This is a genomic window from Curtobacterium uvaldense, assembly GCF_028307415.1.
Taxonomy (GTDB): Bacteria; Actinomycetota; Actinomycetes; order Actinomycetales; family Microbacteriaceae; genus Curtobacterium.
In genome coordinates this window covers 1-13,756 of record NZ_JAQMHU010000048.1, presented here as the reverse complement: position 1 = coordinate 13,756, position 13,756 = coordinate 1, and the positions used below count along the sequence as shown (strand labels likewise).

Here is a 13,756-nt window from a genome sequence, read left to right as displayed (position 1 = left end):
TGAGATTTGTCGCTCCAGGGGGGCGGGCGCCGCGGGCCCCCCCCCCCCCCCCCCGCGCCCCCCGCGCGCCCCCCCCCCCCCCCCCCCCCCCCCGGGCCCCCCCCCCCCCCCCCCCCCCCCCGCCGGCGCCCCCCGGGGCCGAGTGCGGCGGGGCCGACTACTTCGCGGCGGCCTCGATGGTCGGGACGACGTCGGTGAGGGTGCTCACACGCTGCCCGTTCACCAGGATCGTCGGCGTGCCGAAGCCCTGGGGACCGGCGACCGCCGGGTCCGAGGTGACCTGGTTCGTGATCTTCGTGACCCAGCCCTTGTACGTCTCGTTCGACAGGCACTCGGACACGTCGGAGCCGGTGGCCCCGCCGGCCTTCACCAGGTCGGCGATCTCGGCGTTGGTCAGGCCCTTCGTGCCCTCCTCCGGCTGCTTCTCGAAGAACTGCGTCTGCACGTCGAGGAACTTGTCCGGCGCGTAGTTCGCGACGCACATCGCGGCGTTCGCGGCACGGCTGGCGTAGCGCGAGCCGAGGTAGCTGCGGTCGAGGATCGACACCGGGTGGATCTCGAGCGTCGCCTGACCGTTCTTCACGAAGTCGGTGATCTGGTCGGCGTAGGCGCCCTCGAACTGCTTGCAGACCGGGCAGGCCCAGTCGACGTACTCGACGACCTTGACCTTGCCGTCGCTGTCGGCCGTGGCGACCGGGGACGGGGTGCCGTCCGCCGAGACCGCTCCGGTCGTGACGGGGGTGATCTTGCCGTCGCCGCCGGTGAACTGGATGCCACCGGTGACCATGTTCTTCGGGCCGGCGGCGGAGGTGGTGCCCCCGCTGTTCACGTTCACCACGACGATCGCGATGATCGCCGCGACGGCCACGATGCCCAGGCCGATGCCGCCCTGCAGGAACCACTTGTTGCGGCGCTTGCGGCGCTTCTCGGCGTCGGCCCGCTGGCGGGCGACCTCACGGGCGTGCTGGCGACGCTCGTTCTTCGTGGGACGGTCGTTGTTCGTCATCGCGTCTGTGCTCCGCTTCGGTCGATCAGGCGAACCAGAGGGCGAGCTCGCGGGCGGCCGACTCCGGGGAGTCCGAGCCGTGCACGAGGTTCTGCTGCACCTTGAGGCCCCAGTCGCGACCGAGGTCGCCACGGATGGTCCCCGGGGCGGCCGAGGTCGGGTCCGTGGTGCCGGCGAGCGAGCGGAAGCCCGCGATCACACCGTTGCCGGCGACGCGCACGGCGACGACCGGGCCGGACTGCATGAACTCGACGAGCGGCTCGAAGAACGGCTTGCCCTGGTGCTCCTCGTAGTGCTGGTCGAGGAGCTCACGCGACGCCGTGACCATCTTGAGGTCGACGATCTCGTAGCCCTTGGTCTCGATGCGACGGAGGACCTCTCCGGTGAGCTGGCGGGCGACGCCGTCGGGCTTGACGAGGACGAGGGTCTCTTCGAGATCGGACACGCAGTTCTCCTGTGGTTCGGTGGTGGTCAGTCCTCGGCCTGAGCGGCCCGGAACGCGGCGTTCTGCCGGTCGAGCTGACCGCCCTTGACGAAGCAGAACACCCACAGCGCCAGGAACACCGCGCCGACCGCGAACATGAACGGCTCGATGAAGCCGGTGGCGAGGATGGCCGCCTGCAGCAGCCACCCGAACCATACACCGGCGCGCTTGCCCGTCAGGCGTGAGGCAGCTGCGAGGACGATGATCGCCAGGATGCCGCCACCGAACGCCGCGAGCGGCGGCAGCGTGCCCTTCCCGTAGACGACGAGCATCGGGAAGAAGAACATCACGGCCTCGAGTCCGAGGGTGATCGCGAGGAGGCTCTCGCGGGCACCGCGCTGCGGGCGCGGCTTCCGCACGCGCGGCTGTCGACCCGGCCGGGAGGCCCGTGGTGCGTCCGTCACTTCGTCCCGCTCTCCGCGTGGACCAGGTCCATGACCTTCCCCACCATGACGATGGAGCCGGCGACGAGCACGAGGGCGTCCTCGGCGTCCGCCTCCTCCGCCAGGTCGCGCGCTTCCTGCAGTGCCTGCTCGAGCGCGGGTTCGACGACCACGCGGTCCTCGCCCACCTCGGCCACGACGATGCGGGCGAACGCGTCCGCGTCGAGTGCACGGTCCCCCGGCGGCTGCGTGACGACGAAGGTCTGGACCGTGTCCTTGAGCGCCCGGACGAAGCCGCGGGCGTCCTTGTCGCCGAGGATCCCGACGACGCCGACGACGTGCTCGGACGGGAACGCGACCGGCAGCGCCTCGGCCAGGGCGCGCGCCCCGTGCGGGTTGTGCGCGGCGTCGACCACGACGGTGGGCTCCTGCGCGATCGGCTGCAGCCGGCCGGGGCTGGTCGCGTTCGCGAGGCCCTCGGACAGGACGTCCTCGTCGAGGGCCTGCGAGCCCCGCCCGAGGAACGACTCGACCGCGGCGATGGCGACGGCGGCGTTGTGCGCCTGGTGCTGGCCGAAGAGCGGGACGAACAGGTCGTCGTAGCGCCCGGCGATGCCCTGCACGGTGACGAGCTGCCCGCCGACGGCCGGGGTGTCGGACACGACGGAGAACCCGGTGCCCTCGACGGCGAGCGTCGACTCGGTGAGCTCGGCCGCGCGCTGCAGTTCGGCGAGTGCCTCCGGCGTCTGCGCGCTCGACACGACCGACGACGACGGCTTGATGATGCCGGACTTGGTGCGCGCGATCTCGGCGACGGTCGACCCGAGCTGCTTGGCGTGGTCGATCGCCACCGGGGTGATCACCTGCACCTGGCTCTGCACCACGTTGGTGGAGTCCCACTCGCCGCCCATGCCGACCTCGATGACGGCGACGTCGACCGGTGCCTCGGCGAAGCACGCCAGGGCCAGGACGGTCAACGCCTCGAAGAAGGTCAGCGGCTGCTCGCCCTTGTCGGTGAGCTCCTGGTCCGTCATCGCCAGGATCGGGGTGATGTCGTCCCAGTTCTCCACGAACCGGTCGGCCGCGATCGGCTCGCCGTCGATGACGATGCGCTCCCGGATCGACACGAGGTGCGGACTCGTCATGAGGCCGGTGCGCAGCCCGTGGGCGCGGACGATGCTCTCCGCCATGCGCGCGGTCGACGTCTTGCCGTTCGTGCCGGTGACGTGGATGACCGGGTACGCCAGGTGCGGGTCGCCGAGGAGCTCGACGGCCCGTCGGGTGGCGGTCAACCGACGTTCGGGTGCCTGCTCGCCGATCCGGGCGTACAGGGCGGCTTCGACGCGCTGCACCTCGTCGTCGTCGCCGCCGTACGGCAGCGCGTCCGTCGGGGCCTGCTCGCCGGACGGTCCGACCGGGATGCGGACCCCGGCCGTGTCGTCGAGCGGACCGAGGTCCTCGATGCCGTCGTGGTCGTCGTCGTACTGCTCGCTGTCGCTCATGCGCGTGCCACCTCCACGGACACCTTCGCACCGTCGCCGACGTCCGAGCCCTCGCCGGGAGCGAACGTCGTCGTGGTCACCTCGACGCTCGTCGCGAGGGTCTCCCCCGCGATGAGCTGCTCGTGCGTGCGGATCGCGTCCTCGGCGTCCTCGGAGACCCGGAGCGTCAGGACGATGCGGTCGCTGACGTCGAGGTCGGCGTCGCGGCGGGCCTGCTGCACGGCGCGGACGACGTCACGGGCGAGCCCCTCGGCCTCGAGCTCGGGGGTCGTCACGGTGTCGAGCACCGCGAAGCCGCCGCCGTCGAGGAACGCCACCGCGACGGAGTCGTCCGCGACGGTGAGGTCGAGCGTGTACTCGCCCTCGACGAGGTCGACGCCGCCGACCGTCACGCCGGACTCGGTCGCGACCCAGTCACCCTTCTTGGCGGCCGGGATCACCTGCTGCACCTGCTTGCCGATCCGGGGGCCAGCGGCGCGGGCGTTGACGGTGAGCTTCCGCTCGATGCCGTAGCGGCCGAGCGAGGACTCCTCCTGCTGCTCGAGCACGACGCGCTTCACGTTGAGCTCGTCACGCAGGATGTCCGCGAACGGTTCGATCGCTGCCGGGTCCGGCACGACCAGCGTCAGGGTCGCGAGGGGCAGACGGACACGGCGGCCGGTCGCCTTGCGGAGCGCGAGCCCCTTCGACGCGACGTCGCGCACGCGGTCCATCGCGGCGACCAGGGCGTCGTCGGCCGGGAACTCGTCGGCGGACGGGAAGTCCTCGAGGTGCACGCTGCGCCCGCCGGTCAGGCCCTTCCAGACCTCCTCCGTGACGAGCGGCGCGAGCGGGGCGGCGACGCGGGTGAGCGTCTCGAGCACGGTGTACAGCGTGTCGAACGCCGCGCGGGCCTCGGGTGAGGACTCCGCACCGAGCCAGAACTTGTCGCGCGACCGACGGACGTACCAGTTGGTCAGCACGTCGGCGAAGTCCCGGACGGCCTGGGCCGCGAGCGGGGTGTCGAGCGCGTCGAGGTGCGTGGTCACGTCCGCGACGAGCACCCGGGTCTTCGCGAGCAGGTACCGGTCGAGCACGTCGGTGCTCGCCGTGCTGCGCGAGGCCTGGTAGCCGGTGTCGCCGGAGGCGTTCGCGTAGAGGGTGAAGAAGTAGTACGTCGACCAGAGCGGCAGCAGGAACTCGCGGACACCCTGGCGGATGCCCTCCTCGGTCACGACGAGGTTGCCGCCGCGGATGACCGACGACGACATGAGGAACCAGCGCATCGCGTCGGCGCCGTCGCGGTCGAACACCTCGGAGACGTCCGGGTAGTTGCGGAGCGACTTCGACATCTTCTGGCCGTCCGAGCCGAGCACGATGCCGTGGCTGATCACGTTCCGGAAGGCCGGGCGGTCGAACAGCGCGGTCGACAGCGCGTGCATGACGTAGAACCAGCCGCGGGTCTGCCCGATGTACTCGACGATGAAGTCCGCGGGGCTGTGCTCCTCGAACCACTCGCGGTTCTCGAACGGGTAGTGCACCTGCGCGTACGGCATCGAGCCGGAGTCGAACCACACGTCGAACACGTCGGAGATGCGTCGCATGGTCGACTGCCCCGTCGGGTCGTCGGGGTTCGGCCGGGTCAGCTCGTCGATGAACGGACGGTGCAGGTCGACCTCGCCGTCGGCGTTCAGCGGCAGGCGACCGAAGTCGCGCTCGAGCTCCTCGAGCGAGCCGTAGACGTCCTGGCGCGGGTACGCCGGGTCGTCCGACACCCAGACCGGGATCGGCGTGCCGAAGTACCGGTTGCGGGACACCGACCAGTCGATCGCGTTGCCGACCCACTTGCCGAACTGACCGTCCTTGACGTTGTCCGGCACCCAGTTGATGTCCTGGTTGAGCTCGCCCATGCGGTCGCGGAACTCGGTGACGCGGACGAACCACGACGAGACCGCCTTGTAGATGAGCGGCTTGCGGCAGCGCCAGCAGTGCGGGTAGCTGTGCTCGTACGAGGCCTGGCGGAGCAGTCGGCCCGCCTCGCGCACGGCCTTCGTCAGCGGCTTGTTGGCGTCCGACCAGAGCATGCCGGCGACGTCGCCGAACTGCGCCGTGAAGAGTCCGCCCTCGTCGAGGGACAGCACCACGGGGATGCCGGCGGCCGCGCAGACCTCCTGGTCGTCGGCGCCGTACGCCGGGGCCTGGTGCACGATGCCGGTGCCCTCACCCGTCTCGACGTACTCGGCGACGAGGATGCGCCACGCGTGCTCGTAGCCCTCGGCCTCCGCGAGGAAGTCGAACAGGCGCTCGTACTCGACGCCGTCGAGCTCGGCGCCGACGACCGTGCGGAGCACGGCGGCGAGCGCGTCGTCCGCGCTCTCGTAGCCGAGCTCCTTCGCGTGGGCGGCCACGGTGTCCGAAGCCAGGAGGTACCGAGCCGAGCCGGCGTCGCCACCGTCAGCCGCGCCTCCCGGCCCGGCCGGCACGACCGCGTAGGCGATGTCCGGACCGACCGCGAGCGCCGCGTTCGTCGGCAGGGTCCAGGGGGTCGTCGTCCAGGCGAGTGCGCGGACCCCGGTCAGGTCGAGTGCAGCGGCGCGGGCGCCCTGCAGCGGGAACGACACCGTGACCGACTGGTCCTGGCGCATCTTGTAGACGTCGTCGTCCATGCGCAGCTCGTGGTTCGAGAGCGGCGTCTGGTCGTTCCAGCAGTACGGCAGGACGCGGAAGCCCTCGTACGCCAGGCCCTTGTCCCAGAGCTGCTTCCACGCCCACAGGACGCTCTCCATGAAGGTGACGTCGAGGGTCTTGTAGTCGTCCTCGAAGTCGACCCAGCGCGCCTGACGGGTGACGTACGCCTGCCACTCGTCGGTGTACTGCAGCACGGACTGCTTGGCCGCGGCGTTGAAGACGTCGACGCCCATGTCGTCGATCTCGTGCTTCTCGGTGATCCCGAGCTGCCGCATGGCCTCGAGCTCGGCGGGCAGCCCGTGGGTGTCCCACCCGAAGCGGCGGTGCACCTGCTTGCCGCGCATGGTCTGGTACCGCGGGAAGACGTCCTTCGCGTAGCCGGTCAGCAGGTGACCGTAGTGCGGCAGGCCGTTCGCGAAGGGCGGGCCGTCGTAGAACGTCCACTCCGTGCAGCCCTCGCGCTGGTCGATCGACGCCCGGAACGTGTCGTCGCCCTTCCAGAAGGCGAGGATGCCCTGCTCGACGGCGGGGAAGGACGGGGACGGGACGACACCGTCGGTGGGGACGTTGAGGGGGTAGGCCACGAGCTGCTCCTGTGGGTTCGGTTCGTCTCCACGAGGACGGAGCGTGCTCCGCGGTACCACCTCGCTTGCCGGACGCTGCTCGCGCTGCGACCGACCGCTCGTTCGCCGGATGGGGTGCGGTCCGGTCCGCCCGGGTCTACTGACGGCGGTGGTGCTGCCGCGTTCTTCCGGAGGCTCACCGGTGATGGCCGGTTCGACGCCTGGTGGGACGAGTCTACAAGAGTCGGAGCATGCTGGAGCGATGCCCTCGTCCGAGAAGCAGGACCGTCCGGAGTCCCTGCTCACCGTCGTCATCGCCTTCGCCGCCAACCTGCTCGTCGCCATCGCCAAGACCGTCGCCTCCCTGATCTCGGGCTCGGCGTCGATGACCGCGGAGGCCGCGCACTCGTGGGCCGACACGGGCAACGAGATCTTCCTGCTCGTCGCCGAACGACGCGGCGCGAAGAAGCGGGACCGGAAGCACCCGCTGGGGTACGGTCGCGAGACCTACATCTGGTCGATGTTCGCCGCGTTCGGCCTCTTCACCGCGGGTGCCGTCGTGTCGATCTGGCACGGCATCACCGAGCTCGGCGAGACCGGTCCGGCCGAGGACGTCGTGCTCAACTACGTCGTGCTCGGCATCGCGTTCGTCCTCGAGGGCACGAGCTTCCTGCAGGCCTACCGCCAGGCACACGGAGCCGCCACGAAGCGCCGCGTCCCGGTGCTCCGCCACGTGCTGCAGTCGTCGAACCCCACGCTCCGGGCGGTCTTCGCCGAGGACGCCGCGGCGCTGGTCGGCCTCGTGATCGCGTTCCTCGGCGTGCTGCTGCACCAGCTCACCGGCCTCGCGGTGTTCGACGCGATCGGCTCCATCGCGGTCGGACTCCTGCTCGGGGTCGTCGCGATCGTCCTCATCGAGCGCAACCGCCGGTTCCTGGTCGGCGAGGCGACGTCCCCCGAGCTCGAGGACGCCGTGCTCACCGAGCTGCTCCGTCGCGACGAGGTGGAGCGCGTCACCTACCTGCACCTGGAGTTCGTCGGACCGTCCCGGGTGTTCCTGGTGGCGGCGGTCGACCTGACCGGCAACGAGCTCGAGGACCACGTCGCGGTCCGGCTCCGTCGGGTCGAGGCGTCGCTCGAGGAGAGCCAGTACATCGAGGAGGCCGTCCTCACCCTGAGCATCCCGGGCGACGCGTCGCTCGCGGCCCGAGGGGACGGCGACGTCCCGGGGATCGTGCGCGACGGCACGGTGGAGGACGTCGCGGCCGGCGGTGCCGGGACGCTCCGCACCGAGTAGCGCCCGTCGCCTCAGCGCGCGTCGAGGCCTGCCGCGACCGGGGTCAGCGCCGCGCCGACGTACTCGACGAGGGACCTGCGGGCGACACCGTCGGCGACCCACACCCCGAACGCCGCCGCCGCGGCCCCGAGCATCGCCCCGGACACGGTCTGCGGCCACAGGGACGTCGGGTGCTCCCCCGTCCGCGAGCCGACGAACGCCGAGACCGCCCCGTGCTGTGCCATCACCCGCGCCGCCACACTGGCGACGAGCTCGGTGCCGATGTCCATCACCTCGGCCTGGGCGATCGCCCACGGCACCCGGTCCGGGTCGTGCGCCCGCGCCGCGGCGAGCACGGCCTGCTCCACGGCGCGCACGGGCGAGGACTCCGTCGAGGCGGTGAGGAACGCGGGCAGGTCGGCCACCGCGGCGTCGAGCTCCAGCCAGAGCACGTCCGACTTCGCCCCGAAGTAGTTGAAGAACGTCGCTCGGCTCACCCCGGCCCGGGCCGCGATCTGGTCGACGGTCGTCCTCGCGTACCCCTGCTCGAGGAACAGCTCGGCAGCCGCGTCGGCGAGGACCTCGGCACTCGAGCGTCGGGGGCGGCCACCGCGGCGCATCGTCTCGTCCATGCCGCCAGTAAACCGCTAGACTCGTGCAGCCATGATCTTGGACCGAGTACAGAAAACACGCGCCCGCGCGCTCCTCACCGCCGCGGGAGCCACCGCGGTCCTGCTGGCCCTGACCGCCTGCACCGGCGGCGGCACCGCCACCGACGCCGGCACGCCGGTCAGCGGCGGGACGCTCACGTACGCCTCCGGCGACGCCGAGCCGACCTGCCTCGACCCGCACGTCGGCGGCAACTACCCGCAGGCCCTGCTGTCGACGCAGTACATCGAGATGCTCACCGGGCTCGACCGGGCAGGGAAGCCGACGCCGGCCCTCGCGACCGGGTGGACGACGAGCGACGACGGGAAGACCCTGACGCTCGACCTGCGCACGGACGTGTCGTTCTCCGACGGCACCCCGTTCGACGCGGCCGCCGTCGTCGCGAACATCGAGCACGTGCAGGACCCGACGACGGCGTCGAGCACGGGCTACCTCGCCCTGCAGTCGATCACGAAGGCCACGGCGACCGACGACCACACCGTCACGCTGACCCTGAGCCGCCCGGACAGCGCGCTGCTCGAGTCGTTCTCGCAGCCCTGGGTCGGCATGGAGTCGCCGAAGGCCCTGCAGCGTCCGCAGGCGACGAACTGCGCATCCCCCGTCGGCACCGGCCCGTTCAGCGTCACGGAGTGGCAGCGGGGCGATCGCATCACCCTGGCGAAGAACGACGGGTACACGCCGCTCACCGGCTCGACGGAGCCCCGCCTCGACGGCATCACGTGGCGCTTCCTGCCCGACGCGACCTCGCGCTACGCCGCACTGCAGGCCGGCCAGGTCGACGTCATCGACAACGCCCAGCCCGACCAGCTGAAGAGCGCCTCGACGAAGGGCGCGATCCGCGACCTCGACGCCCCGCGCCCCGGCGCCTCGAACCGCCTCGAACTGAACTCCGGGCACGGGGTGTTCCGCGACGAGGCGGTCCGGAAGGCCTTCATCGCCGGCGCCGAGATCGACCCGGGCCTGCAGAGCCTCTTCCTCGGCACCGCGAAGCGCTCGTACTCGGTGCTGTCGAGCGTCGAGCCCGACGGGTACTCCGACCCGGCGCTGTTCGAGTACTCCCCGAAGACGGCGGGACGCCTGCTCGACGAGGCCGGTTGGAAGGTCGGCAGCGACGGCGTCCGCGAGAAGGACGGGCAGCGGCTCACCGTCACCTTCCCGGTGTCGACGAACCAGTCGGTGCCCGCGGAGCGCAGCCTGTTCCAGCAGGTCCAGGCCTCGGAGAAGGCGGTCGGGTTCGACGTGCGGCTCGAGGAGCTCGACCTCTCCAGCTGGTACGCCGCCCTCGCCGCGAACGAGTACGACGTCGTCAGCGCGCCGTACACCAAGGTCGGCCCGGACGTCCTCCGCATCCTGTACGACAGCGCGAGCATCGAGCCCGCACCGTCGGGCTACTTCGCGAACCTCGCGCAGCTCGACGACCCGACGGTCGACGACCTGCTGGAGCGTGCGGCACGCACGTCGGACGCCGACGAGCGCGGCGACCTGTACCGCCAGGCGCAGCAGCGGATCCTGGCGAGCGGCACCGTCCTGCCGCTCTACGACCAGCAGAACCACTTCCTGTACCGCTCCGCCGTCCACGGCATCGAGACCACGTCGGTCTCCACCCCGTGGTTCGGCACCGCGTGGATCGCGCGCTGACGGGCGAGCCGGCCGGGAGGCCCGCCCCGCGTCCGCCACGCACCGGCACCCGTCGCGGGTGGTCGGCGTGGGTCCTGTGGGGTCTCCGCCGTGCGGCCGGCGGCATCGGGGTGCTCTGGGCGGTCGCCACGATCGTCTTCGTCGCGATCCGGTTGATCCCGGGTGACCCGGCGCTGGCGATCCTCGGCGGCCCCGGGTCCCAGGCCTCGGCGCAGGCGGTCGAGGCGGTCCGCCGCGAGTACGGCCTCGACCGGCCGGTGCTCGTGCAGTACGCGGTGTTCCTCGGGCGCCTGGTGACCGGGCACCTCGGCGACTCGTACGCGTTCCGCACGCCCGTGTCCGAGCTCCTCGCGCAGCAGGTCCCCGTGACGCTGACGCTCGCGGTCGCCGGGCTCGTCGTCGCCTGGGTCCTGGCGATCGGCGCCGCGTGGTGGTCGACGCAGCGCGGGCGGATCGCCGCGGCCCTGACCGGCGCGATCACCGTGACGGCGAGCGTCGTGCCGCACTTCTGGCTCGGCAGCGTGCTCATCGTGGTCTTCGCGAGCGCACTCGGGTGGGTGCCGGCGGTGTCGGACGGCAGCCTGCGCGGTTGGGTCCTGCCCGTGCTCACCGTCGCCGTGCCGGTCGCGGGGTACCTCGCCGAGACGGTCCGCGACGGCGTGGTCGACGCCCAGCGCTCCGCGTTCGCCCTCGCAGCCCGCGGCCGCGGGGAGACCCGCGTCGGACTGTTCGGTCGTCACCTGCTCCGGCACGCGGCGCTCCCCGGGATCGCCCTGTCCGCGTGGGCCTTCGGCTCGCTGGTCTCCGGTGCCGTGGTCGTCGAGTCGGTCTTCGCGCTGCCCGGGATCGGTCGTGCCCTGGTCACCGCGGTCACCCAGCGGGACATGCCCCTGGTGGCCGGGATCGCCCTCGTGTCCGCCGCGGCGTACGTCGTCGTGCTGGCGGTCGCGGACCTGGTCGAGCGGGCGGTGGACCCGCGGACCCGCGACCGACGCCCGGCCGGTCGCGTGGGGCGAGTGCGCGTGCGCACGCAGGGCGGGGTGGACGCACGGTGAGCGGGGTGCTCGACCCGGGCCTCCCGGCCGGTGCGTCCGAGGGGCGGGCCCGACGGTCCGAGCGGTTCCGTGGGGGGACGCTCGGCCCGGCGGGCTCGGTCGCGGCGGTCGTCGTCGCGGTCGCGGTGCTGGCGGCGGTCTGGCCGGCGCTGCTCGGCGGCGGCGACCCGCTCGCGGTGCACCCCGCCGACGCCCTGACGCCACCCGGACCGGCGCACCCCTTCGGCACCGACGAGTCCGGACGCGACGTGCTCGCGCGCGTGGTCGCGGGGACACGGGCGTCACTCGTGGTCGGGGTCGCCGCGACGCTCGTCGGCGGTCTCACCGGGATCCTGCTCGGCACGCTCGCCGGACTCGGTGGTCGGATCGTGGACGCGGTCGTCGGCCGGGTCACCGAGGTGGCGTTCGCGCTGCCGCTGCTGCTCGTCGCGCTCGTCGTCATCGCGGTCACCGGCCCCGGACCGGTGCCCGCGACCCTGGCGGTGGGGTTCGCCACGGCGCCCGGGTACGCCCGGATCGTCCGCGGCCTGGTCCGGAGTGCGCGGTCGTCGCAGGTGGTCGAGACCGCCGTGCTGCAGGGCCGCTCCCCCGGCCGGATCGTGTTCCGGCACGTCCTGCCCGCGGCACTCTGGCCCGTCGTCGCCGTCGCCACGCTCGGGGTCGGCCAGGCGGTCGTGTGGGCGTCGGCGCTCAGCTACCTCGGGGTCGGGACCCCGCCGCCCGCGCCGGAGTGGGGTGCGATGCTCGCGGACGGCCGCACCTACCTGCTGACCGCGCCGTGGATGAGCACCTTCCCGGGCCTCGCCATCGTGGTGCTGGCGACCGCGGTGACGGTGCTCGGCCGTGCGGTGCGGCGGACGGGGGCCGTGCGGTGAGGGGCTCCGAGCGGGGGCCCGACGACGTCGCGGGACGGACCGGTGCAGCACGGCCGGTGGGGACCCGCGTGCTCGACGTCCGCGGGCTCGCGGTGTCGATCGACGGCGCGACGGTGGTGCACGGCGTCGACCTGCACGTCGACGCCGGTGAGTGCGTCGCCCTGGTCGGGGCGTCCGGCTCCGGCAAGACCGTGACCGCCCGGGCGGTGCTCGGGCTCTCCGCAGCGGGTGCCGCGGTCACCGCCGACCGCCTCGACCTCGTCGGCTCCGACGTGCGCGGGCTCGCCGAGCGGCGCTGGCGTCGGCTCCGCGGGAGCACCGTCGGCTACGTCGGCCAGGAGGCCCTCGGCGCACTCGACCCCCTCCGCCCCGTCGGCCGCGAGGTCGCCGACGCCCTGCGCCTGCACACCGACCTGCGCGCAGCAGGACGGGTCGATGCCGTGCGCGCCGCACTGGCGGGCGTGGGGCTCGACCCCGCGATGGCGACCGACGGCCGGCGCTCCGGCACGCTCTCCGGCGGCATGCGACAGCGCGCGCTGATCGCGGCGGCGACCGTGGCCTCCCCCGCGCTCGTGGTGGCGGACGAACCGACGACCGCCCTCGACGCCGCCGTGGCCGTCACCGTGATGGAGCAGCTCCGGGCCGTGCAGGACCGCGGCGCCGGGCTGCTGGTCATCACGCACGACCTCGGGCTCGTCGCCGGGTGGGCGGACCGGGTGCTCGTCGTCGACGAGGGGACGGTGGTCGAGCACGGACCGGTCGCCGAGGTCTTCGCAGCACCGCAGCACCCGGCGACCGCAGCCCTGGTGCGGGCGGCACGGGCGGACACACGCCGGGCCGTGGGACGGGTGCCCGGCCCCGGTGCGCCGTCGGCCCCGCTCGTCGAGGGCTCCGGACTGACCCGTTCCTTCGACGGGGTACCCGCCGTGCAGGACGTGTCGATCACCGTGCGACCGGGTCGCGTGACGGGTGTGATCGGCGCCTCCGGGTCGGGCAAGACGACGGTGGCGCGGATGCTGCTCGGACTCGAGACGCCGGACGCCGGCACCGTCACGCTCGACGGCGACCCGTGGGTGCCCCTGCCCGAGCGCGAGCGCCGGGCTCGTCGGCACCGGGTGGCGGCTGTCGTGCAGGACCCCGGGGCGACCTTCGACGAGCGGTGGAGCGTCGGACGGGTGCTCGCGGACGCCCTGTCCCGCGGGCAGGAGCGGCGGGCGCGGGGTGGTCTGGCCGACCCGGTCGACGCCGCACTCCGTCAGGTGGGACTCGACCCAGACCTGCGGTCACGCGCCCCGCGCACGCTCTCCGGCGGACAGCGGCAACGACTGGCGATCGCCCGGGCGCTGGCGACGTCGCCCGAGGTGGTCGTCCTCGACGAACCGGTGACGGCACTCGACGCGACCGTGCAGGACGCGGTGCTCACGCTGCTCGAACGACTGCGCGACGAGACCGGTGTGGCGATGGTGTTCGTGTCGCACGACCTGCGCGCCGTCCGGCGGATGGCCGACGAGGTGCTCGTGGTGGACGACGGCCGCGTCGTCGAGCGGGGCCCCGCGGAGCGCGTGCTCGGCGCGCCGGAGCACCCGGCGACCGCGCGCCTGGTCGACGCTGCCGCCCGGCTCGCCCGCGGCGCCTGAC

The 13,756-nt window shown here is 72.9% G+C and carries 11 protein-coding genes; 5 read left to right on the top strand and 6 right to left on the bottom strand.

Going from position 1 to position 13,756, the window contains the following annotated elements:
• Nucleotides 1–157: 157 nt before the first annotated feature.
• The 5 genes from PIJ49_RS16460 to ileS are packed head-to-tail and all read right to left on the bottom strand — an operon-like array spanning nucleotide 158 to nucleotide 6,626.
• Nucleotides 158–1,006, bottom strand: coding sequence for a DsbA family protein (locus tag PIJ49_RS16460; RefSeq protein ID WP_058728427.1), 849 nt, complete (start codon nucleotides 1,004–1,006; stop codon nucleotides 158–160).
• A 25-nt stretch (nucleotides 1,007–1,031) separates the two neighbouring features.
• On the bottom strand, nucleotides 1,032–1,451 hold the full coding sequence (ndk, locus tag PIJ49_RS16455; protein WP_058728426.1) for a nucleoside-diphosphate kinase: 420 nt from the start codon (nucleotides 1,449–1,451) through the stop codon (nucleotides 1,032–1,034).
• A 26-nt stretch (nucleotides 1,452–1,477) separates the two neighbouring features.
• Nucleotides 1,478–1,849: a DUF4233 domain-containing protein gene (locus tag PIJ49_RS16450; protein WP_066653151.1), complete on the bottom strand. Its 372-nt coding sequence runs from the start codon at nucleotides 1,847–1,849 to the stop codon at nucleotides 1,478–1,480.
• A gap of 41 nt (nucleotides 1,850–1,890) precedes the next feature.
• Nucleotides 1,891–3,375: a bifunctional folylpolyglutamate synthase/dihydrofolate synthase gene (locus tag PIJ49_RS16445; RefSeq protein WP_081984736.1), complete on the bottom strand. Its 1,485-nt coding sequence runs from the start codon at nucleotides 3,373–3,375 to the stop codon at nucleotides 1,891–1,893.
• Nucleotides 3,372–6,626, bottom strand: coding sequence for an isoleucine--tRNA ligase (gene ileS, locus PIJ49_RS16440; RefSeq protein ID WP_066653149.1), 3,255 nt, complete (start codon nucleotides 6,624–6,626; stop codon nucleotides 3,372–3,374). The genes PIJ49_RS16445 and ileS overlap by 4 nt, the downstream gene beginning before the upstream one ends.
• Before the next feature lie 241 nt (nucleotides 6,627–6,867).
• On the opposite strand from ileS, the gene PIJ49_RS16435 reads away from it, so the two are divergent.
• On the top strand, nucleotides 6,868–7,902 hold the full coding sequence (locus PIJ49_RS16435) for a cation diffusion facilitator family transporter (RefSeq protein ID WP_066653147.1): 1,035 nt from the start codon (nucleotides 6,868–6,870) through the stop codon (nucleotides 7,900–7,902).
• 11 nt (nucleotides 7,903–7,913) lie between these two features.
• Here the strand turns inward: PIJ49_RS16435 and PIJ49_RS16430 are convergent, their stop codons facing one another.
• Nucleotides 7,914–8,513, bottom strand: a complete 600-nt coding sequence (locus PIJ49_RS16430) for a TetR/AcrR family transcriptional regulator (RefSeq protein ID WP_066653145.1) — start codon at nucleotides 8,511–8,513, stop codon at nucleotides 7,914–7,916.
• A 31-nt stretch (nucleotides 8,514–8,544) separates the two neighbouring features.
• On the opposite strand from PIJ49_RS16430, the gene PIJ49_RS16425 reads away from it, so the two are divergent.
• The 4 genes from PIJ49_RS16425 (at nucleotide 8,545) to PIJ49_RS16410 (ending at nucleotide 13,755) form a co-directional block, all read left to right on the top strand.
• A complete protein-coding gene (locus PIJ49_RS16425) occupies nucleotides 8,545–10,188 on the top strand; it encodes an ABC transporter substrate-binding protein (RefSeq protein WP_271827098.1) in 1,644 nt (547 codons plus the stop codon).
• Nucleotides 10,173–11,243, top strand: coding sequence for an ABC transporter permease (locus PIJ49_RS16420; RefSeq protein ID WP_271827097.1), 1,071 nt, complete (start codon nucleotides 10,173–10,175; stop codon nucleotides 11,241–11,243). Before PIJ49_RS16425 ends, PIJ49_RS16420 begins: the two co-directional genes overlap by 16 nt.
• Before the next feature lie 5 nt (nucleotides 11,244–11,248).
• On the top strand, nucleotides 11,249–12,118 hold the full coding sequence (locus PIJ49_RS16415; RefSeq protein WP_271827096.1) for an ABC transporter permease: 870 nt from the start codon (nucleotides 11,249–11,251) through the stop codon (nucleotides 12,116–12,118).
• A 68-nt stretch (nucleotides 12,119–12,186) separates the two neighbouring features.
• Nucleotides 12,187–13,755, top strand: a complete 1,569-nt coding sequence (locus PIJ49_RS16410) for an ATP-binding cassette domain-containing protein (RefSeq protein ID WP_271827095.1) — start codon at nucleotides 12,187–12,189, stop codon at nucleotides 13,753–13,755.
• Nucleotide 13,756: the final 1 nt, after the last annotated feature.